This window comes from Bradyrhizobium guangdongense (assembly GCF_006483445.1).
Lineage (GTDB): Bacteria > Pseudomonadota > Alphaproteobacteria > Rhizobiales > Xanthobacteraceae > Bradyrhizobium > Bradyrhizobium guangdongense_A.
In genome coordinates this window covers 1-20241 of the sequence record NZ_PPPT01000144.1, presented here as the reverse complement: position 1 = coordinate 20241, position 20241 = coordinate 1, and the positions used below count along the sequence as shown (strand labels likewise).

Below are 20241 nucleotides of genomic sequence, written 5' to 3'. Positions count from 1 at the left end.
GATTTGGCAGTTCAGATATGCCAGATTATCCCGAATGCCTTAGCGAAGATTTAAGGAATGGGGTTCCATCGCGGAACTGCTCCGCTCTCATGCGAAGCCGAGATGTCGCGCCCCCCGTCAGCTCTGGCGCAGCGCCTGACAGATTCCACGCTCGAACTGCCGGTAGACCCTAAGGGCGGCATGGTCGGCAAACGGCAGGATCTGCATCATGATGACCCCGGCCACACGCATCGCAGGGTCGATCCAGTAATAGGTATTGAACAGGCCGGCCCAGGTCGCGCTGCCGGCGCTGCGGCCATGCGCGATAGGATCGGCATTGATCATGTGTCCGAGTCCCCAGCGCAGATGCGTACCGGGGAAGAAGTCGACGTCGTTCGAAAGCGCCGGATTGGTCGTCTTGAGGATGCCCGCTTCGAGATTGCCTATCTGGTTGGCGGACATCATGGCGACGGTGTCGACCGAGAGGATGCGCGTACCGTGCAGGCTGCCGCCATTGAGCAGCGCCTGCAGCAAGGTCAGATAATCGGGTGCGGTCGAATAGATGCCGCCGCCGCCCGAAAAGGTCTTGCCCTCGACCTGCTTCTCCAGCGGCTTTGGCACAAGCTTGCCGGCATGATCCCGCACATGGAGGCTTGCCTCACGGGCGCGTTGCTTCTCGCTCAGCAGGAAGACAGTATCGTTCATGCCGAGCGGTCCCGTGATGTGATCGCGAAAGTAACGATCGATCGGCTCGCCGCTGGCGATCTCCACCATCCGGCTGACGCGATCGATGCTGCCGCCATAGGCCCATCGCGCGCCGGGATCGAACATCAGGGGCATGCGCGGCAGGGCTTTGTTGCCGCGCGCCAGCGACACATAGCGAAGCACCTGGGGATCCCAGAGCTGGTAGCTGAAGCCCGATGTGTGCGACAGCAGATGGCGCAGCGTGATCGCCCTGGTCGCATCATGGAGCTGCGGCGCACCTTTGCCGTCAAAACCTGCAAGCACCTGCGCCATGGCGAGCGTCGGATCGACATCGGCGGCCGGCGCATCCAGCCGCAGCTTGCCGCGCTCCACAAGTTGCAGCGCCGCGATCGAGGTCAACAGCTTCACCATCGAGGCGATGCGGAAGATCGTGTCAGCCGACATGCGGGTCTCGCCCGCCATGCTGCGCAAGCCGAATGAGCCCTCATAGAGCACCGACTGCGCATTGGCAGCCATCGCCACCACGCCCGGAATTTCGCGCGCGGTCACGCCGGCCTGCAAGGCGCCGTCGATGCCGGCGCCGCGGATGGATTTGAGCGACGTAGCGGCGTGACTGGGGATGACGGGAACGACGCTTGCGGCCGCAAGCCCCATCGTCTGCAACAGCGCATCGCGGCGGCTGAGCCAGGCCGTCATGCAGCTTCCCCGCAAGCTGATCCGGTTTCGACGGGAGTGTAACCCCGGAGCTGCGTGAACGAAAGCCGCGATGGAGGGATCTGAGACGTTGGAAACGGATATGGCATCGCATTCTCGCGACAGGTTTTGCCCGAGTCTTGCGTCGCATTGTCCCTCTGCGTGAGCAAAGGGCGCAGGGAAGACCGGGTGCCGGCTGGCACCCATGGCCCGCTGCGCGGCAAGGAATGCACGCGTAAAGCACAGCGGGAGAACAGGGCAGCCAACATCCGGCCTTCCCTGCGCAGTGGTCTGACGGCGTATGCCGCGCTCTCCCCGGAGACGACTTCCTTCTTGTCTCCGTCACCTTCGCGAATTGGCGATGCCTCGAGACCCGGTTGAGCCCCAACGCATCTCCGCAAGGCTTGGCTGTAGCAACGACAGCCGGGACCACACGGTTTGGCCGTACGCATCGAGCGCCGTTCGTCCGCACGCCGCTTGCCGCTCACGGAAAACAATCCGCCCTGCGACAGCCCTCATGCCCGACGCTTGCTGCGTCCACCGCAACCCGGCCCGCGTTCGTGACGACGGACGACCGCCCCTTTGGTGGGCCGGGATGAGATGCGTATAATCCGAAACAAGATTTCGGTAAAGAAGAATATTTTTGAGCCTTGGGGGTGACAGGTATTTGGGGTGATTTGCCCGACGGGCAGTTGCTCGCGCGACCTCCGGGGACGCAAGGGCACTGCCCACTTGAGAAATTGTCAGCGCTGGGCTCAGATTGGACGATAAGATGCCTGCCGCCGATCTGCGATCAGGGGCCTGAGACGGCATGACGATGTCGATCGACCAATTGTGGGGCCTGCCGGAAACGGCGCTCATCGGCGCCTATGCCGAGGCGCGCCGCCGCTACGCCGAGAAGAAGCTGGAGCGCGACACCCAGCGGGCGCGGCTGGAATGGATGCGGGCCAAGATGTTCGTCAACGCACAGGGCAACGTCACCGAGCGCAAGATGGCGGTCGACGTCTCCGAGGAGCTGGCGCGCAAGGGCCAGGAGGTCCGCGAGATCACCAGGGACCTCGACATGCTCAAGATCGAGGTCGACGTGATCGAGATGATGGTCCGCCTGCGCGGCGCCGGCGGCAATCCGCCGGCTCCGACCGAGGAGACAGCGGAGAAACCGGCTGAGGACGAGGGTGGGTGATTAGGGATTCGGTCATCGAAAAGGGCAGCGATACGTAGCGGAATTGGAACACGGTCGAACAAAATCACTGCTCGCGCGTCAACCTTCCGGACCGGTAGCCGGAGGTGAAGTGTGAAGATCGTGTCGCATTCCGAAAGCCATATCGTCGCGCTCGACGACGGATCGCGCTGGCAGGTGTTCCCCGGCGATCTCGACATCACGCTTGGCTGGACGCCCGAGACAGATTTGAGACTGATCCGCATCGACGGCGATGTCAGCGCGCACGCGTTGATCAGCGACGATGACGCGGGTCGCGTGCGGGTCCTGCCCGAAGGGGCAAGCTGGCCGAAGGAACATGTCCGGGCCAATCTGGCCGCGACGCGCAGGAGCAAGCGGGCGACGGAAGGGTGATAGCCGCCTTTGCTCCGCGAGGATTCAGGCCCCGTGTCGACGGTGGTAGCCGCTCGGTGACGGCCAAGGCCAGGCCTCGAGCGTCGTTCGCTCCGGCTCAAAAATCTCGACCTTCAGCGGGTGGCACGCCGCGGCGTCGCTGGAATGGCTCGCGCCGCAGTCGCCGCCGGGACAGGCCGACAATGCGCCGAGCAGATCGACCTCAAAAATTTCGAGGAAGTCGCCGGGGCGGACGGGACTAGCCTTCATGAAGTACTGGTGCGTATCCGCAGTGAAGCCCGTGCACATGAAGACGTTGAGCACGTCGTGGACGTGATGCTCCACCGCGCGCGGCGCCATCTTCAGCTCAGCACCGAGCGCACGCGACAGGTTGGAGTGGCAGCAAAAATCATAGGCGGTGCCGTTCAGCAGCACATTGGTATAGGGATCGCAGCGCGTGCCGATGACGTCGTGGACGCCGGCACCATCGGCATCAAAACCGTACCAGCCGAGCGTGTCATGGCTGATGGTCGCCATCGGCCGCAGATGCGGCATGCTGCTCCAGAGCCGGTCGCCGACACCAACATGGGTCGCATGCAGCGCCCGCGTCTTGCCGCTGAAGAAGCGCTCGGAGAGATCGTCGGCATTCCACAGATTGAGGTCGCCGACCTGCGGGCCCTCAACGCTGACGATCCGGAAGAACTGGCCCCGCGCCACCCGGAACGTGCGCGCATCGCGCGGCGGTACGATGAGCTCGTGAGTCTTGACCATGCTACGCCGCGCGGTTTCCAGCACGGACATGTCCGGCTTGGGCATCGCGCTCGCGGGATAGGTGATCGTCGGCTTCACCGCGCGGCGCTGAGCTGCATCGGCGGGTGAGGGCTGGGTATTGGATGACATGGTTTGAAGGGCTTCTTGAAGAAGCTGGCGCTCCCTAGGAGCCTGCCAATTTAAGTCCGCCGAAAAAGATAGTAGCGGAATTCCTGCATAACTTCAAACATTTATTGCGAGTCAATTTTTTCCTGCTGCAAAGAATTTTCTCGCATGTTGCACACGATGTTGGACGTTCTTGTTGGACGCGCGGTTGGCGCTGTGACGTACCATCAAACTTCCTAGACGGGGAAAGAAGGGATGAGGGCCTCGGGTTCTTCGAGCACGACGTTTGCGAGTTTGCAGAATCCTATCGCGAGATCGTAGAGGCCGAACGGGGTATCCGGATTGTCGGGATGGAGTTCACTCAAGAGCACCATGTCGCCGATGAAGTGACGAACGGGCAGGGTGACGGCGGCCACCCCGACCCGACTACCCACCGCACGGGATTGACCACTCTACACAACGTTGTAAGCTGCATCCGGTGCAATCGTCTGCAGGGGGGTGTCATGGACGGGCGGCGGCTTCACGGCATTGCGCCTCGACCCCAACCAGTTCGCAATGGATGGCGCGTCATTCGCCAAGTCACCATACGCGCTCTTGAGATAATCGCCGTTGCGGTCATTCTCTGCAGCGACGGTAAGGTTGCCCTCGCTCAAGGTAGTGCTGAGTGGCTGACGCTTCGTGTAGCTCTCTATCCCGCCGTACCGCAAAGACGGGCGCTTTTCGCGCAGCTGGAGCAGCAATTTGAGCGGCTGTATCCCGGGGTCAATGTTGAATTGGTAGAAACTTACGAGGAAAATGGTGAAACCAAGTCATTAGCTGACGACTACTATTCAGGTGGCCTCGCCAAGGTGAAGGCCGATGTCTACGAAATCGATACCATCCTTCTGACCGACTTGGCTGAAGCCGGCAAGATCCAACCCATTGAACTACCTTTCAGTGACTTTGCCGCCACCGCCGTAACCGCCGTTAAGCGGAGCGGAAAGACGTATGCCGTGCCTCACTGGATGTGTGGCAACTTCCTTTTCTACGATAGATCCGATGCCAGTGTCGTCGCTGTTGTGGAACAAGCAACCAATTGGTCAGCCCTGGTCTCCGGTCTGAAGGCTCACAATAAGAAGCTGTTCGTCGATATGTCCGGTCGCAGCACTCTCGGTGAGTGGTACCTGACGGCTTACTCAGACATTGTTGGTCTGGACCAAGCTCAAATCGATGTCAAAGCAAACGTCCAACCTGACCAGCGCGTCGTAAAGGTGCTGAGCGAATTGATCTCCGCCTGCTCGAACGGCTTTTGTCGAAATAGCGATCTCCATTACCGCGCTGGCTACTACGCTCGGGCATTTGTGCGGAAAGAGGCTCAGGTCTATGTGGGCTATTCCGAAACCATTCACTATGGTCTCCAGGACGCAGTTGAGAATTGTCTTGGACGCTGCCTGACGAAGGATACCATCGGCATTCGCGGCCTTCCCGCCTTCTTCGAACCGCGCAAGGGCAACGGCGTAGGCTGGGTTGACGGACTAGGACTCGACTCCGGCCTTCAGGGACTGAAAAAATCACTGGCCGAAGAGTTCATTCGCTTCGTGGTTTCGGATGCAGGATACCGGCTTGTCCTGCAACCGGAAGGAGATGGCGATGCGCCGCGTTATCTCCTGCCTGCGCGTGAAAAGCTGGATGTTGCGCATGCACCGTTTTACCCGGCCTTCGTGGCTGCACACCAGAGCCGCGGCACAGGTGTCCAGCCGGGCCTCAATGATGCGTTGAGGCTCATGGCGCCTAATCTAAATTCCGCCCTGCCGACGAACCAATAAGGAAACAGTTTAAAACCTCTAGCGACGTCACGAGGTACGATATCGTGGTGATTTTTCGACAGGTAACGCGTTGGGCTAATCGGTCGCTTGTCTCAATTATCGCGTTCATTGGAATGTTGGCCCATTGGGGACCCGCTCACGCTTGGAACTCAGCGAGCAATTTGAGCGGTTATTGCTCGACTCTCATTGAGGAGCTCGATAAGGGTGTCGCCCCCTTGTCCTATCGTTCTGTTGTGTGCGTTACCTATTTCCAAGGTGTTGGCGACGCCCTGACGAAACAGGCAGGCGCCAATCCGGCGAGTCGCTGCATGGCAGACCGCTATTTGAATTTGGATGATCTTCGCCATCCGAGGATTTTTCAAGAATATCTGGCTAAGCACCCCGGTCGATTGGATGATGTGGCCTCTGATGTCATTCGTGATGCATTGGAAGAAGCCTGCCGCCAATGAGCGGCCGTAACCCTCGATGTGGTGGTCGCCAAAACTCACGGGGGTAGTTTGGTCGCAAATGAGACAGCCCCTCCGCTATCAGTGATTTGGCGGTGGGAAAACTCCTAAGTAAAGAATCCCCTCATGAGCCCATAAGTGCACAATCCAGCAGAGCCCGTCCGAATTTCTCTATTGTGTCTCTCGACTGTAGGTCAGCGCTTTCGTAGGAGATTTAAATGAGATTGGCATTCGCGTTCGTGGTGTCGGCTTTGGCGTTCAGTTCGGCATACGCACAGTCTGATGATCCGTCATTCGCGGATAAGCTTCGTGCTTTGACCAAGAAGGCGCAGGACGTTGCAGCCCAAAAGGCTGATATGGAAGCGCGTCACGAGGAAAGCGAAAGGAACGCTACCGTTCATCCCAGAGCAGAACGCACTGCATACGCCAATCTAGAGACAATCAAGTACGTCATCGGGAACTTGGCGACTAAAGGCCAAGATACGTTCATCATGACGAATTACGTCACCAACCCCTGTCAAACCAAACAGGAAGATGCGGAAGGCAAAAACAGGGGATGCTCTTCATCAGCTAGCAAACAAAAGGGCGCGATTGATTTCCAGTACGCCAAGAAGTCTTGGAGCTACCAGCAAAAGCTGGAATACTATCAGACCATCGGAAACGTGATCCACGACAAATTGGGTGTAAAGGTCAGCGTTGAAGTCACTGACGGCGAAGAGAAAGACGAATACCAATTCGCCTACAATCCCATCTACACAATCACATTGAGTTGGTAGTGGCCTACGAACCCCGTCATACGTGCTCTCGAGTCTATCGGAAAAACGATCAATCAGGCCGTCATCGGTACAACGAGCACGAACGCCGTCAACAGTCCGAATTGCAGTTCGTCAGCAAACACGCTCGATGATTTTTTTACGGTTCCCGAGGCCTGCGGCATCGGTCGGGCGATTGCTCAGCCTTTAAAGGCTTATGGAGTGGATGGAATCAAGAACGTCTCTTCGTTCAAGCGACGATTTCATGGAGGATTGACAATGGATCGTGGAGTAGGGCTACCGAAGGCCGAGCAGATTGATAGCTAGATGCTGGATGAATGAGAGGCCAATCTCATGGAAGAAATTCGCAAAACGAGGCACTATTACTCGAACAGCGCGCGCGAGGCGCGACTATTCCACAGTACTATCGCGATCATCGTTTTGATTGGTTCCGTAATTGCCCCGATAGCTGTCGTATCTTCGACAAGCACTCAAACAGGGCTGGCACTATTCGGTATCAACGAGAGGTTCATTGCCCAAATTGCGGTTGCTGTGACTATAATCCTGTCCCTCTGTGAGGGACTTCGGCGATCTTTCCAGTTCGACATGCGGTGGATGACGTGCGTTCAGGCCCGCGAACAGCTAAGACAGCTTTGTGATGGGTACCTGGATGGAAAAGTCGGGTTTGCGCGAGATGACGCGGAACGTCATAAGAGATTGGAAGAGCTTCGAAAGAAGACGTATGAGATCCGTGCTCAGGAGGAATTGGGGTTCTTCAAAAGGTTGACAACGCGGGTAGAAGGCGAAGGAGGACCAATTGCCGAACGGAATTAGCTTGTGCTCATAACACGGGCCGGCAAAGCGAACTGCCCGATGGCTCGCGGGAGAAACATCGTGTGGCGCTCCCTAGGGGAATCGAACCCCTGTTTCAGCCTTGAGAGGGCCGCGTCCTAACCGCTAGACGAAGGGAGCGTGTGGGACAGGACATAGCTGCGAATTCCGCTGGCGGCAAGCGTGGATCAACGGGTTTCTCCAGAGTCGTCCTGGCGAAAAGCCAGGACCCATTGCCCCGAATGGTAGTTGTTGCGGCCAATACGCGCCGCCATCTTGCAAAACAACTGCTCCCTGTGGTTTTGGGTCCCGGATCTGCGCTCCGGACAACGCTTGGGCGTTGCCGGGAGCTTATCCGGGACGACGATTGAGTTCGGGGAGCCGTTCCCCAAAACCCAAGCGTCATGGCTCATTGGCGAATTTGAGCTTTCCGGCGGGTTTCAGCGTGTGGACGTCGAAGGTGCGGATCTCGGTGACGCCGCCGATATCGAGGGTGATCACGAGGCGGTCGCCGGCGACCCCGGTCGCGACGATTTTGGCGCCCTTCGGCAGGGTCGCGGTGATGTCGGCCGCCTCTGGCGCCCTTCCCTCAGACTTGAAAAGGCGGTAGCCCACCGCGATCAGGACGGCGCAGACGGCCAGCGCCGTGGTCAATCCCGCGATCAGCATCATCCGCCGCACCCGCGCGAACAGCGCGGCCTGCTCGGGGGTTGGTTCGGGAACAACGGTATCAGACGTCGTCATGGAAAGCTCAGGGTCAGCGCAACGGTTGGAGGTCGTGGTCGGCGGCGACGAGGGCTCGGCCCGGCTCGACCGCGTGCTGGCGGCGCATCTCACCGAGCTGTCGCGATCAAGGCTGAAAACCCTGATTCTGGCGGGCGCGGTGAGCCTGAAGGCTGCCGCGGTCCGCGACCCCGCTTATCACGTCACTTCAGGCGATACGATCATAATCGACGTGCCGGAGGCCGCGCCCGCGGAGCCCATGGGCGAGGATATCGCGCTCGATATCGTGTTCGAGGACGACGACATCATCGTCATCAACAAGCCGAAGGGGCTGGTGGTGCATCCCGCGGCAGGCCACGAGACCGGCACGCTGGTGAACGCGCTGATCGCCCATTGCGGCACGTCGCTGTCGGGCATCGGCGGGGTGCGCCGGCCCGGCATCGTGCACCGGCTGGACAAGGACACGACGGGGCTGATGGTGGTCGCCAAGAACGACCTCGCGCATGCCTCGCTGTCAGCGCAATTCGCCGACCACGGCCGCACCGGGCCGATGCGGCGCGGCTACATGGCCTTTGCCTGGGGCGTGCCTGGCCGCCATCGCGGCACGGTTGAGGCTCCGATCGACCGCCACCCGCATGCGCGGGAGAAGATGGCGGTGCGCCAGAGTGGCCGGGAGGCCGTGACCCATTGGGAGGTCCTGGAGACTTTTGCCGGGCGCGACGGCAAGCCGATCGCGACGCTGCTCGCCTGCGAGCTCGAGACCGGGCGCACCCATCAGATCCGCGTCCACCTCGCCCATATCGGCCACCCCCTGATGGGCGATGCCGTCTATGGCCCGCATTTCAAGACCAAGGCGAACCAGCTCGGGCCGGAATCGCAGGCCGCCCTGGCCGCCCTGGGACGGCAGGCCCTGCATGCATATTTGCTGGTATTGGAGCACCCGAGGAGTGGAGAACTTCTCCACTGGGAGGCGCCTCTGCCGGAGGATTTGCTTCTCCTGGAGGGGGCCCTGAAAGCGGCGCTATGACGCAGGCCGGTTCAGAAAGGCTTTACATTACAAAAAGTTATAGCTGCCACACGGGGACGTGACGTCAGTAATCCTTCCCTAAATGACCCCCCTTGGGGTATATTGCGCCTGCGTTGAAGAGTTCGACGCGGAACATCGCAGCCCGGCCGGCTTTGACACAGCGGTCGTCTGCCTGGCCCGCCGCTATCGGGGGCCTGAACCTTTGGAGGGCGCACTATGGCCCGTGCAGCTACGTTGCCGATTCTCAATGGAGAATCCGGCCTTTCCCGTTACCTCGCCGAAATTCGCAAGTTCCCCATGCTGGAACCCCAGCAGGAGTACATGCTCGCCAAGCGTTGGCGTGAGCATGATGATCGCGATGCGGCGCATCAACTCGTCACCAGCCACCTCCGTCTCGTGGCCAAGATCGCCATGGGCTATCGCGGCTACGGCTTGCCGATCTCCGAGGTCGTCTCGGAAGGCAATGTCGGCCTGATGCAGGCGGTGAAGCGATTCGAGCCCGAGAAGGGCTTTCGTCTCGCCACCTACGCCATGTGGTGGATCAAGGCGTCGATTCAAGAGTACATCCTGCGTTCCTGGTCACTCGTGAAGATGGGCACCACCGCGAACCAGAAGAAGCTGTTCTTCAACCTGCGCAAGGCGAAGAGCAAGATTTCCGCCTTGGACGAAGGCGATCTCCGCCCCGACCAGGTGAAGCTGATCGCAAGCCGTCTCGGCGTCACGGACCAGGACGTGATCGACATGAACCGCCGCCTCGGCGGCGACGCGTCGCTCAACGCACCGATCCGCGACGACGGCGAAGCCGGCGAGTGGCAGGACTGGCTGGTCGACAATACGCCCAACCAGGAAGCCATGATGGCCGAGCACGAGGAGTACGATCATCGCCGTGACGCCCTCAATGGCGCCATGGGCGTGCTCAACGCGCGCGAACGCCGCATCTTCGAGGCACGGCGCCTCGCCGAAGAGCCGATGACGCTGGAAGACCTCGCCGCCGAGTTCGGCGTGTCGCGCGAGCGCGTCCGCCAGATCGAAGTCCGCGCCTTCGAAAAGGTGCAGGCCGCGGTCAAGGGCACGATCGCAAGGCAGGAACAGGCCGCGCTGGAAGCCGCGCACTAAGCGGACAATCCGGCGCCATCAATTGGCGGATCGACGAACAAGGAAGCCGGCGGCAACGCCGGCTTTTTTGTTTGTCGTTTTTGTCATCGGCGACAGGTTCTGTAGCCACCGCCTTGTCGAAGGACGTTCGCTGGTGTATGTGCTGCCGCCCCGGCGCGGGTTCGCGCCTTTTGTTCAGCGCTTTTCCAGGGAGGCGACATGAAGTTGAGATCAACCCGTTCTGACTGCCGCCGCCCATCGGTGATCGGCAATTGGTCATGAGCTGAGCGCCGCGTCGCGGCTGTTCTTCCGTTCACTCGTTAGGCTACGAGGGGCGTGACGCAACACGGCGTCGCGCCGTGTCGTCATGTATTTGCGGTTCGTTACGCCGCTCGTCCACCCGCGCAGCGGGGTGGAGAGCGGGTTCTTTCGTGCGTCATGGTACATCTACCAGAATGACTGTCCCGACTGGATTCGGCAGGAGCTCTCGGACCAGTTCGCCTGGTTCGGACGGCATCTGCCGATTCCCGAGCGCATCGCGCGGCACTTCAAGCGGCGCAATACGATCTGGGGCATTTGCTGGTTTGATCCTCAGGCCCGCGAGGCCGTCAGCCGCGCGCGCTACTGCGCTTGGCTGTTCGAGGAGGGTGGCCTGCCGGTGCGCGCGATCTCAACCTCGCGCCAGCGCGAAGTGATCTGGCGTGATGCGCACCAGATCGTCACCAAGCCTTCGGCCGACCTGCCCAAGGCATTTTCCTGAACGCGGGAAGAGTGTGGTGATGGTCGATTGCCGTCCGGCGCCGGTGGCTCGAGCCGCCGGCTGTCCGGACACGCAATCGCCTGCGGCGCACCAACCCGCTTCCCTACTCCCACTCCCGCGCCAGCGTCGCCAGCGCGCAGCCTTCGCAGTAGCGGGCGTCCTTATAGTCGATCCAGTTATGGGCATAGACGCGTTCGCGCGGGATGTCGTAGCGGGCGCGCAGCACGCGCACGAGGATCCGCCACGCCGCGATCTGCGCGTCGGTTGGGCCCCTGGCGACATCGGGATAATTGCCGGCGAATTCGACGCCGATGGAATTGTCGCGCACCACCTGGCGGTAGGTCGGCTTGTTGTCGATGTATTTGTTGTCGTTGCGGTTGGCGCCGTCGCCATGGGTCGGCACCAGCGTCTCGGCGACCGCCCAATAGACCGTGCCGTCGGTCTCGACCCAGACCGTGACGCCGCGCCGCGTCGGGTTCTTCGACTGCTCCAGCGCGCCGCCGCGCGCCGAGCCCGCGGGCCCCTCGGTCTGGTGCACGATGATGTTGCGCCAGGGATGCGCCTTGGCGACGTCGCCCCAGGGCGCGAGCCAGACCATCTTCAGGCCGGGGATGTCGGGCGTGCCTGACGACCGCGCGATGTCAGCAAGGTTATCGGTCTGGGCAGAGGCGGGAGAGAGGAGCGCCAGCGCGAAAAGCGTGGCAATGAGGCGAGCGATCATGCGGTTCGGGTCCAATACGACCCGAACTTAGGCGTATTTGCGCGTCGCCTCAATCGGGCCCGGCATGAGGTCGGGCTGCAGCGTCGGCACGGGATCGTAAGCCGAATAGTCGTTCTTGCCGTTCTTCTTGGCAGCGTAGAGCGCGTGGTCGGCATGGGCCATCAGCCGGTCCGGATGCGCGCCGACGGTATGGTCCCATTGCGCGACGCCGATCGAGACCGCTATCGGGATGTCGCCACCGGTGCAGTTCTCCGCATCCCTGCGGCAGACGTCGAGCACCCTGCGGGCGATCGCGGCGCCCTCATGCAGGTTCGACGACGGCAGCACGACGCAAAACTCGTCGCCGCCGGTGCGGGCGAGCATGTCGCCGGGACGCAGCCGCGTCTGCGCCATCAGGGTGAAATGCTGCAGGCAGGCATCGCCCGCGGCGTGTCCATGGGTGTCGTTGATGGTCTTGAAGCCGTCGAGGTCGATCACCAGCAGCGAGAACGGCTCGCCGCTGCGCATCGAGCGGGCGCATTCCTCCGACAGGCGCTGCAGCAGATGACGCCGGTTGGCAACGCCAGTGAGATCGTCAAGCAGCGCGAGGTCGGCAACCTCGTTGCGCAAACGATCCATCGCCATCAGCAGGAAGCCGAAATTGAGCGCCATCGACAGGAACAGGAGGCCGAGCACCACCACGGCATGGGCCTGGCCGCCGGCGACCGCCGAGAAATCGCCGCCCAGAACGTTACCCACGGCACGGGCGGCGTAGATGGCGATGATGGTGACGATGACGATGCCGGCGAGCCGCGCGCCGGGATTGGCCCGGTCCTGCGGCGACGTCCAGAGCAGTTTCAGCGTCATCGCGAGCGGGATCGCCTGGCCGAGCGAATAGACTATCATGCGCAGCGGCGCGCTGTCGTAGCCATAGGTGAAGACGACAATCAGACCGACCGTGGTTCCCGTGATCAGCGCGGTCGCGCGCCAGGACACCGGGCGATCGTAGAAGCGGCGGATACCCATGGCCGCAAAGCAGGCGGCAAGCAGGATGCCGGCCGCGCCGAGCACGAGCGGCAGCGGCGACTGGAAAGTGAAGCGGGTCAGCGCCACGATCGCGCCGCCGGCACCGACAAAGGCGGACAGCATCCAGAAGCGGGCGGCTTCGAGTTTTGGATAGGAGCGGGTGACGTAGGCCCAGATCAGGCCGAGCGCCATGAAGTTGATGACGAACACCACCCAGAGCGTCGATATGCTCAGCATGACGATCGCGGCACGCGCATCGTCCCGCCCCCGTTGTTTGGCAGCCGTTCGACCATAACCATCCCCGTTTTCTTGGCGAGGAGAATGCGCGCGGCGCGCTTAACGGAGTCTCACTGCGATCTCTGAAACGACCGCCTTGGTTTTGGATTCATGAACGGTGGTTCCGTTTTCGCACATCGTTAGGGATGTCGATGGCGACGCCGTCCCCGGCGCCAAGACGGATTCGCGCGCAAAAATCACCCCAAAATGCATCTGAGCTGTGGATAACGTAATGACACAGATGTGACAGCAGGCGGCAGCGGCTCGCGAATCTGCTGAGTTTAGCGTCGAGGATGTTGCGAGGCTGGCCCTCCGCCGAGCATCCCTCGTGTCGCGTTTCACCATTAACCCTTGAGAGGATACTATGGCTAAGAAAGCGAAGAAGGCGAAGAAGGCGAAGAAGGCCAAGAAGGCCAAGAAGAAGTAACGCTACTTCTTGTTCTTTGCCCGGGTGGAGCACGCTCCGCCCGGGCGTCAAAGGCGGATCGACAAGCAAGATCGAAAACGGCGGGCAGAGGCCCGCTTTTTTATTGCCTAGCGCTCCCCTCTCTCACTCCCTCGCCCCGCGCTCTCTAACACCCTCTCCCCGTTCTTACGGGGAGAGGGTGGGGTGAGGGGCTCGCGCCGCAAAGACGGCGGTAGACGGACTCGTGGAGGCTCCCCCTCACCCGGATTGCATCTGCGATGCAATCCGGCCTCTCCCCGCAAGCGGGGAGAGGCGAAGAAAAGAGCGCCTAACGTTCCGCGAAAGCCAGCTTCGCCCCCAGCGCGGCAAAACCGGCGGCAAAGCTGCGGCGCAGCCAGGCCATGACGCGGGGGCGGGAGATGACGCGCTCGCGGACGGCAGCCGCGAACAGGCCGTAGACCACGAAGACCGCAAAGGTCATCGCCATGAAGACGCCGCTCAGCTCCAGCATCCGCGCAATCGGCTGGCTTTCGTCGACGGCGACGAACTGCGGCAGGAAGGCGAGGAAGAAGATCGAGAGCTTTGGATTGAGGATGTTGATCAGGAAGCCGGTCACGATGACAGACAGGCTGGAGCGTTCCTTGATCCGCCCTCCACCGCCAGCACGCCGGTCTCGCGCAGCGCCTGCCAGGACATGTAGAGCAGATAGACCACGCCGCACCATTTCAGCGCGGCAAAGGCGAGCGCGCTGGTGTGCAGCACGGCGGCGAGCCCCAGCATCGCCGCCGTCATATGCGGCACGATGCCGAGCGTGCAGCCGAACGCGGCCGCCACACTGGCCCGGGAGCCGCGCGTCAGCGCCGCCGCGAGCGTGTAGAGCACGCCGGTGCCGGGGGATGCGACCACGATCAGGGAGGTGATGAGGAAGGACCAGGACATGCCCTGCCCTTACCATTCCGCACGGCGCCAAGATAGCGACCGCCCTTCAAGAAGGCGTCAGGCAAGACCCCGTCAGGACACAAGACCCCGTCAAGACAATTGAGCGAGCTCGGCCTCGCGCAGCACGTCCAGCGGCGCCCAGGGCTTTGCCCAGAACTTTGCGCCATCCGGCAAGGGCTGCGTCAGGGGACGCCCCGACGTGACGACGACGTCGAGCTGCGGATTGCGCGCCTTGGCGACATGGGCAAGCTCGACCCCGGTCATGACGCCTGCGAGCTGCACGTCGGTCATCAGCAGACAAAGCCCCGGCGTGGTGGTCTGCTCGAGCACGGCTTGCGCATCCTCGGCGCGTTCGCATGCGATGACGCGGTAGCCGCTCTCCTCCAACAGGAGGCTGAGCATCGCACGCTGCATGGAATCATCTTCGACGATGAGCGCGGTCGCGCGAAATGGCCTGGCTTGTCCCATGGGCGTCCTCCTCCGTGCCAATCGTCATCAAATAGAGTGGGATTAAGCTCCGAGGGGCTGGCCGGTTCGGTTCCAAACTGAGAAAGTTGTGGGAACCCAATGCTTTCCGCACAGGCGCGCATTCGCCTGCATCAAGCCTCAACGAGATGGAGGAGATATGACCACGATCCGCGGCGCCGCCGCCATCACCGGAGCCGCCAGCGGCATCGGCCGTGCCTTGGCGATCGAGCTCGCACAGCGCGGCTGCGACCTCGCGCTGGCCGATCGCGACGAAGCCGGGCTGAAATCGGTCGCGGCCGAGATTGGTCAGGGAATCGGCAAGGGACGCAAGGTCACCACCCATCGCGTCGATGTCGGCGAGCCCGCGGACATCGCACGCTTCGCGGCTGACGCGATCGCGGCGCATCCCGCGCTCAGCATCGTCGTCAACAATGCCGGCGTGGCGCTGCTCGGCCAGTTCGACGAGATCGACCAGGCGCAGATGGAGTGGCTGTTCAACATCAATTTCTGGGGCGTGGTGCACGGCACCCGCGCCTTCCTGCCGCATCTGAAGACGAAGGCCGAGGCGCACATCGTCAACATCTCCTCGGTCTTCGGCATCATCGCTCCGCCCGGCCAGACCGCCTATGCGGCGGCGAAGTTTGCGGTGCGCGGTTTTTCCGAGAGCCTGCGCCATGAGCTGGCGGTGGCGAAGAGCCCCGTCAGGCTGTCCGTGGTGCATCCCGGCGGGATCTCGACCAATATCGTGCGCAACTCCCGCACCGGGGTCGGCGTCACCGACAACGAGCGCCGCTCGCAATCGATCGAGCGGTTCGATACCGCGGCCAAGACCACGCCGAAGACGGCGGCGCTGCGCATCATCAGGGGGATCGAAGGCAACGAGCCGCGCATCCTGATCGGCAACGATGCGCGGTTCATGGACATTCTGCAGCGCTTCCGCCCGGGGACCTATTGGGCGCCGCTGCAGCGGCGGCTGGAGAAGATGGCGCAGGGGAAGTGAGGGTGTTCATTCCGTCATCCTGAGGTGCGAGCCGCGCGACGCAACGCGTCGCGTGGGGAGCCTCGAAGGATGAAACGGCCGAGATGCAGCAGCCGGGCTGTCGCCCTTCGAGGCCTCCGCTGCGCTCCGGCACCTCAGGGTGACGGTCGTCGATTGTCGCTTGCAGCTCGCGTAGCTACCCACCCCTCACTCCCTCAACCTGTCCGCATAATACCCGATCGTCTTGCGGTAGATCACGGCGCGGTTCCACTCGCGCATGGCTTCGAAGTTCGGCGTGCCTTCGCCATAGGGCTGCCCCATCTTGAAGCCGCTGGTGTGGAGCAGATTGGCGGTGGAGGCGAGCACGTCGGGGACACTGTGGCGGAGGTCGACATGGCCGTCGCCGTCGAAGTCGACGCCGTATTTGATGTAGGACGACGGCAGGAATTGCGTCTGGCCGATCTCGCCGGCGAAGGCGCCGATGAGGTCGCGTAGCGGCAGGTCGCCGCGCTGCACGATCTTCAGTGCGGCGAGCAGCTCGCCCTGGAACAGCTCGGTGCGGCGGCAATCATGCGCCAGCGTAGCCAGCGTGCGCACCACCGGCAGCTTGCCGATGTCGCCCTTGCCAAAATCGCTTTCCAGCCCCCAGATCGCGACCAGGATCTGGCGGGGCACACCGAACTTCTGCTCGATGCGCGAGAGCAGCGCGGCGTGGCGCTGGAGCATCGCCTTGCCGCCGCTGATGCGCCCGGCGCCGACGCGGGTCGAGACATACTGCTCAAAGGTCTTGTTGAAGGTGTAGCGCTGGCGGCGGTCGAAGGCGAGCACGGCCGGATCCGGCGTCACGCCCGACAATGCCGCACTGGTCACGCTGCCCGAGACGCCGGCGGCCTGCGCCTCCTGGGTCATGGCCGCGACAAAAGTGTTGAAATCGCCGCCGCAGCGCGCGGCAAAGGACGGCGTGGCGAGGAAGACCATCGAGGCCACGGCCAGACCAAATCTCAGCATGTCAAAATTTTCCCAAATCAATGCGCGACGTTGATCATGCCCGGGAACCGCTGGACCGTCAAAGCGAGGCGACAGAACCGATCGCTTGTCACCTGCGACCAATAGACTGCGCTCACTCCATTTCCAACCGATCGAGATCCCCATGCCCAGGTTCATATCCGTGCCGCGCTTGCTCGTTCTCGTTCCCCTGCTCTCCCTCGGCTTCGCTGACCCGGCACCAGCGCAAACCCGCGACGTCGCGGGTGCGCGTGACTATCCCGGCATCGGCCGCTTCTCCGGCAGCGTCGCCACCGGCTATGCGGTGAAGGATTTTGACGCCGCGCGGATGCAGGCGGCCGCCTTCAAGGACGGGCAGCCGGTCGATGCGCGGCGGCTGGAAGGGCGTATCATCCGCATCGCCTATCGCAGCAACCCGGGCCCCTCGATTCTGGAAGTGTCGCGCAATTTCGAGACGCAGTTGGCCAAGGCCGGCTTCGAGACGCTGCTCGCCTGCGACACCGATGCCTGCGGCGGCATTCCTTTTACGGAAGCTGTGGACGCGCTGCCGATCCCGCAGATGTGGATCGACGGCTTCAACTACCGCTATTTTGCCGGGCGCAAGGTCTCCGGCGGCAGCGAGACCTATGCCAGCGTGCTGGTCAGCCAGAACAACCAGGACATCTGCGCCCAGCTCGTCGTCGCCGAGCTCGGCGCCATGCAGAACAAGATGGTGGACGCGGCCGCGATGGCCAAGGGTCTCGGCGAGACCGGCCACATCGCGCTCTACGGCATCTATTTCGACACCGACAAGGCGGTGCTGAAGCCGGAGAGCCGTCCGACTCTGGAGCAGATCGCAAAGCTGCTGACGAACCAGCCGCAGCTCAACGTCTTCATCGTCGGCCACACCGACAGCCAGGGCGCCTATGAATACAATCTCGACCTGTCGAAGCGCCGCGCGGACGCCGTCGCAGCCGAGCTCGCGAAAAGCTTTCGCGTCGTACCGACGCGCCTGCGGACGGCCGGCGTCGGCCTGCTTGCGCCGGTGGGCTCCAACGCGACGGAGGCCGGCCGCGCGCTCAACCGGCGGGTGGAGCTGGTGGCGCCGTAAGGCAACATCACGGATTTGATCCGCGTCAATACGTGGCGCGCTCTCCTTTCTAGATTGCTCCAGAGAGCAAGGAGAGCTGCCATGATCGGAGTGACGCTGACCGCCGACCAGATTCGCAACGCGCCGGCGCCCGTGCGGCAATGGATCGAGCAGGAGCTGACCGCGGCGCTCGCGCTTGCCCCGCGACCGCCGGCGTCCGCGCCGCCGCAGGCCGCGCATCTGGTGGCCTGCAGCGTCGATGATGTGACCGGGGTGCTCGACCGTATCGAGGGCGTGCTGGCCGCGGTGAACGTCTTCCTGGAATTCGGCCGCACCGGCATCGTCTACGGCCAGCCCGGCATGATGGCGTTCCGCCTGATGGACATCATGCACCACACGCGGCTGCAGACCATCGATCAGGTGATGGCCTGCCTCGACATGATCAACCGGGCCCTGATCGAGGTGAAGAGCGATCCGTCGGTGCGCTTCTGCAGCTTCGATACCGAGGGCCATTGCTTCATCGCGCCGCAGACCCAGGTCAGCATCGCAGCGCTGTGGCAGGACATGATCACACGCCAGCACGCGGCACGCATGGACGCGAAGGCTGCGCCGGCGGCGTAAAGCACTCCCCTCGTCATTCCGGGGCGCGCGACAGCTCGAACCCGGAATCCATTTACCCGCTGAGTTGGTGGCGCGATGGATTCCGGGCTCGCCGCTTCGCGACGCCCCGGAATGACGAGGGGAGGTGAGCGCCTCGCGCGTTTGAAGCAACGCGCAGGAGTGCTAGAGTCCACCGGCACGAGCCTGGAACGCGCCCATGCCAAACGACACGCAAAACCCCACCCGCTTCGCCCTGCTGCGCATTCCGCTGTTCCGCCTGCTGGCGATCAACCTCGCGATCGGCGCCGTCGCCGCGATGCTGCTCGTCGGCGGCCTGCTGCTGCTCAATCCCGGCCATCTGCGCGAACTGATTTTTGCCGACCGCGCACCCGGTGTCGCGATCGGCCTTTTGCTCGGCTCCTTCCTCATCACCTTCGGCTCGACCGCGATGGGCAGCGCGATCATGTCGCAGGGGCGCAAAGAGACGGACGGCAGCGGCGGCGGCGGGGGTTCGCGGCTGGCACTGAAACCGAGCCGCGCCAAAGCACGGTGAGACAAGACGCGCTGAGACCTCGGTTCCATCGGCGCCCGGGCCGCCTCAAAACAAAAACTGAAAACAACCCCATGCACAGTAGAAAAATCGAGCGGGCCTGCGCTTACGATTTTTCCGAATTTCACTTGACACGTCGGGCAAATCAGGTGTAAAAGATCATCATTGGCAATTCCCGCGAACGGGCGCACGCCGCGATATGTCGGCTTGATATGTCGGCTTGCGGCACGGGCGCATCCGGCGAGGCGCAGCGGGACATATCCATCGCAGCGTGCAGACATGGGAACCTGCGCAATCCCTGATTTCACGCACAAGCAGGGCGAGTTCCCACGACAAAGGCAACGATCGCGTGCGCAAGTGACGCAACGCGCATGCCATGAGTCGCTGCGAGCCATGTGAACGACCGTCAACGATCACTTCTCAACGGCGGAATCAAACGATGTCACAATTTTGTTGCCAACCGCACCCGACACGCGGTAATATTCTATCTAAGGTTGTCGTCCCGCCAGCCCCGGACGACGCTGAGCGACCAACAATAAACGGCGGGCTTTGCGGCCCGCCGTTTATTGAGGGCCTCTTCCCCCTGCTTCGCAATCCATATGCGTTGACTGCGGCGTCCTGATCGAGGACAAGCGCCGCATGGCCAAGAAACCCGGAACCAACCCGAAAGGCGAATTCGCCTTCTTCAACGTCGTCTATGAAGACGATACCCAACGCTCCAACCGCCGCGTGCCCGCCGAGCTGATCGGCGGCCTCGACGGCGACGAACCCGCGCGCGGCTTCATCATGGAGCAGGACCGCGAGATCTCCGAGAAATCGGGCCGCCCGCCGCTGGGGATCAAGCGGCTCGAGCGAGTCGGCGCGAAGAAGAAATAGGCTTGCTAAGCGGGGCGCTCACCAGCGCCCGCACCATCTGTTCCAGGCAAACAGCAGATCGGCAAAGCGGTCGTAAAAGAACCGCGTGACCGGCAGCGCCACG

Annotated in this window: 22 protein-coding genes, 1 tRNA gene and 2 pseudogenes; 14 read left to right on the top strand and 11 right to left on the bottom strand. The window is 62.4% G+C overall.

Going from position 1 to position 20241, the window contains the following annotated elements; all coding sequences use genetic code 11:
* Positions 1–117: 117 nt before the first annotated feature.
* On the bottom strand, positions 118–1380 hold the full coding sequence (locus C2U70_RS20625; protein ID WP_246666805.1) for a serine hydrolase domain-containing protein: 1263 nt from the start codon (positions 1378–1380) through the stop codon (positions 118–120).
* 808 nt (positions 1381–2188) lie between these two features.
* On the opposite strand from C2U70_RS20625, the gene C2U70_RS20615 reads away from it, so the two are divergent.
* Together C2U70_RS20615 and C2U70_RS20610 are read left to right on the top strand one after the other, a co-directional pair.
* Positions 2189–2560 (top strand): hypothetical protein, encoded by a 372-nt coding sequence (locus C2U70_RS20615; protein WP_140980255.1) that lies wholly within the window; start codon positions 2189–2191, stop codon positions 2558–2560.
* Between the two features lie 111 nt (positions 2561–2671).
* Entirely contained in the window at positions 2672–2950 is a 279-nt protein-coding gene (locus C2U70_RS20610; RefSeq protein WP_246666804.1) for a hypothetical protein, read from the top strand.
* A 24-nt stretch (positions 2951–2974) separates the two neighbouring features.
* Here C2U70_RS20610 and C2U70_RS20605 read toward each other — a convergent pair whose 3' ends face one another.
* Positions 2975–3829: an urea carboxylase-associated family protein gene (locus tag C2U70_RS20605; protein WP_140980254.1), complete on the bottom strand. Its 855-nt coding sequence runs from the start codon at positions 3827–3829 to the stop codon at positions 2975–2977.
* A 212-nt stretch (positions 3830–4041) separates the two neighbouring features.
* Positions 4042–4221 carry a DUF2958 domain-containing protein gene (locus tag C2U70_RS20600; RefSeq protein ID WP_140980253.1) on the bottom strand — a complete coding sequence of 60 codons (180 nt, stop codon included), beginning with the start codon at positions 4219–4221 and terminating at the stop codon, positions 4042–4044.
* Positions 4222–4308: 87 nt separating this feature from the next.
* Here C2U70_RS20600 and C2U70_RS20595 point away from each other — a divergent pair, with 87 nt between their 5' ends.
* The 4 genes from C2U70_RS20595 (at position 4309) to C2U70_RS33875 (ending at position 7642) form a co-directional block, all read left to right on the top strand.
* Positions 4309–5610: a hypothetical protein gene (locus C2U70_RS20595; RefSeq protein ID WP_140980252.1), complete on the top strand. Its 1302-nt coding sequence runs from the start codon at positions 4309–4311 to the stop codon at positions 5608–5610.
* A gap of 113 nt (positions 5611–5723) precedes the next feature.
* The gene (locus C2U70_RS33525) at positions 5724–6059 is read left to right on the top strand and encodes a Rap1a/Tai family immunity protein (RefSeq protein WP_246666806.1); all 336 of its coding nucleotides are present in this window, start codon (positions 5724–5726) and stop codon (positions 6057–6059) included.
* Positions 6060–6274: 215 nt separating this feature from the next.
* Positions 6275–6832 carry a hypothetical protein gene (locus tag C2U70_RS20590; protein ID WP_140980251.1) on the top strand — a complete coding sequence of 186 codons (558 nt, stop codon included), beginning with the start codon at positions 6275–6277 and terminating at the stop codon, positions 6830–6832.
* A gap of 330 nt (positions 6833–7162) precedes the next feature.
* Positions 7163–7642 (top strand): DUF4231 domain-containing protein, encoded by a 480-nt coding sequence (locus C2U70_RS33875; RefSeq protein WP_140980250.1) that lies wholly within the window; start codon positions 7163–7165, stop codon positions 7640–7642.
* A 63-nt stretch (positions 7643–7705) separates the two neighbouring features.
* Here the strand turns inward: C2U70_RS33875 and C2U70_RS20580 are convergent.
* Positions 7706–7780: transfer RNA gene (locus C2U70_RS20580), tRNA-Glu, on the bottom strand.
* 261 nt (positions 7781–8041) lie between these two features.
* The gene (locus tag C2U70_RS20575) at positions 8042–8383 is read right to left on the bottom strand and encodes a hypothetical protein (RefSeq protein WP_140980249.1); all 342 of its coding nucleotides are present in this window, start codon (positions 8381–8383) and stop codon (positions 8042–8044) included.
* On the opposite strand from C2U70_RS20575, the gene C2U70_RS20570 reads away from it, so the two are divergent.
* From C2U70_RS20570 to C2U70_RS20560, 3 genes are all read left to right on the top strand, one after another.
* Positions 8382–9389, top strand: coding sequence for an RluA family pseudouridine synthase (locus tag C2U70_RS20570; protein WP_140980248.1), 1008 nt, complete (start codon positions 8382–8384; stop codon positions 9387–9389). The two genes, C2U70_RS20575 and C2U70_RS20570, sit on opposite strands and share 2 nt — an antisense overlap.
* Positions 9390–9605: 216 nt before the next feature.
* Positions 9606–10505 (top strand): RNA polymerase sigma factor RpoH, encoded by a 900-nt coding sequence (gene rpoH, locus C2U70_RS20565; RefSeq protein ID WP_140980247.1) that lies wholly within the window; start codon positions 9606–9608, stop codon positions 10503–10505.
* Between the two features lie 346 nt (positions 10506–10851).
* Positions 10852–11244, top strand: a complete 393-nt coding sequence (locus tag C2U70_RS20560) for a hypothetical protein (RefSeq protein ID WP_140980246.1) — start codon at positions 10852–10854, stop codon at positions 11242–11244.
* Positions 11245–11347: 103 nt separating this feature from the next.
* Here C2U70_RS20560 and C2U70_RS20555 read toward each other — a convergent pair whose 3' ends face one another.
* From C2U70_RS20555 to C2U70_RS20540, 4 genes and pseudogenes are all read right to left on the bottom strand, one after another.
* A complete protein-coding gene (locus C2U70_RS20555) occupies positions 11348–11965 on the bottom strand; it encodes a peptidoglycan recognition protein family protein (protein ID WP_140980245.1) in 618 nt (205 codons plus the stop codon).
* 27 nt (positions 11966–11992) lie between these two features.
* Entirely contained in the window at positions 11993–13207 is a 1215-nt protein-coding gene (locus C2U70_RS20550) for a GGDEF domain-containing protein (RefSeq protein ID WP_140980244.1), read from the bottom strand.
* 773 nt (positions 13208–13980) lie between these two features.
* Positions 13981–14591 (bottom strand): annotated as a pseudogene (locus C2U70_RS20545) (LysE family translocator).
* Positions 14592–14681: 90 nt separating this feature from the next.
* The gene (locus C2U70_RS20540) at positions 14682–15059 is read right to left on the bottom strand and encodes a response regulator (protein WP_140980243.1); all 378 of its coding nucleotides are present in this window, start codon (positions 15057–15059) and stop codon (positions 14682–14684) included.
* Positions 15060–15216: 157 nt separating this feature from the next.
* Between C2U70_RS20540 and C2U70_RS20535 the strand changes: the two genes are divergently transcribed.
* Positions 15217–16059, top strand: coding sequence for an SDR family NAD(P)-dependent oxidoreductase (locus C2U70_RS20535; protein WP_140980242.1), 843 nt, complete (start codon positions 15217–15219; stop codon positions 16057–16059).
* A gap of 186 nt (positions 16060–16245) precedes the next feature.
* Here the strand turns inward: C2U70_RS20535 and C2U70_RS20530 are convergent, their stop codons facing one another.
* On the bottom strand, positions 16246–17046 hold the full coding sequence (locus C2U70_RS20530) for a lytic murein transglycosylase (RefSeq protein ID WP_140980241.1): 801 nt from the start codon (positions 17044–17046) through the stop codon (positions 16246–16248).
* Positions 17047–17188: 142 nt separating this feature from the next.
* Between C2U70_RS20530 and C2U70_RS20525 the strand changes: the two genes are divergently transcribed.
* The 4 genes from C2U70_RS20525 to C2U70_RS20510 all read left to right on the top strand — a co-directional run bounded on the left by C2U70_RS20525 (position 17189) and on the right by C2U70_RS20510 (position 20138).
* Positions 17189–18133: an OmpA family protein gene (locus C2U70_RS20525; RefSeq protein ID WP_186294379.1), complete on the top strand. Its 945-nt coding sequence runs from the start codon at positions 17189–17191 to the stop codon at positions 18131–18133.
* Between the two features lie 81 nt (positions 18134–18214).
* Complete coding sequence (locus tag C2U70_RS20520) at positions 18215–18733, top strand: hypothetical protein (RefSeq protein ID WP_140980240.1); 519 nt, start codon at positions 18215–18217, stop codon at positions 18731–18733.
* 196 nt (positions 18734–18929) lie between these two features.
* Positions 18930–19265: a hypothetical protein gene (locus C2U70_RS20515; protein ID WP_140980239.1), complete on the top strand. Its 336-nt coding sequence runs from the start codon at positions 18930–18932 to the stop codon at positions 19263–19265.
* A gap of 636 nt (positions 19266–19901) precedes the next feature.
* Entirely contained in the window at positions 19902–20138 is a 237-nt protein-coding gene (locus C2U70_RS20510) for a hypothetical protein (protein ID WP_140980238.1), read from the top strand.
* An 18-nt stretch (positions 20139–20156) separates the two neighbouring features.
* Here the strand turns inward: C2U70_RS20510 and C2U70_RS33520 are convergent.
* A pseudogene (locus C2U70_RS33520) lies at positions 20157–20241 on the bottom strand (thiol-disulfide oxidoreductase); the annotation flags it as partial.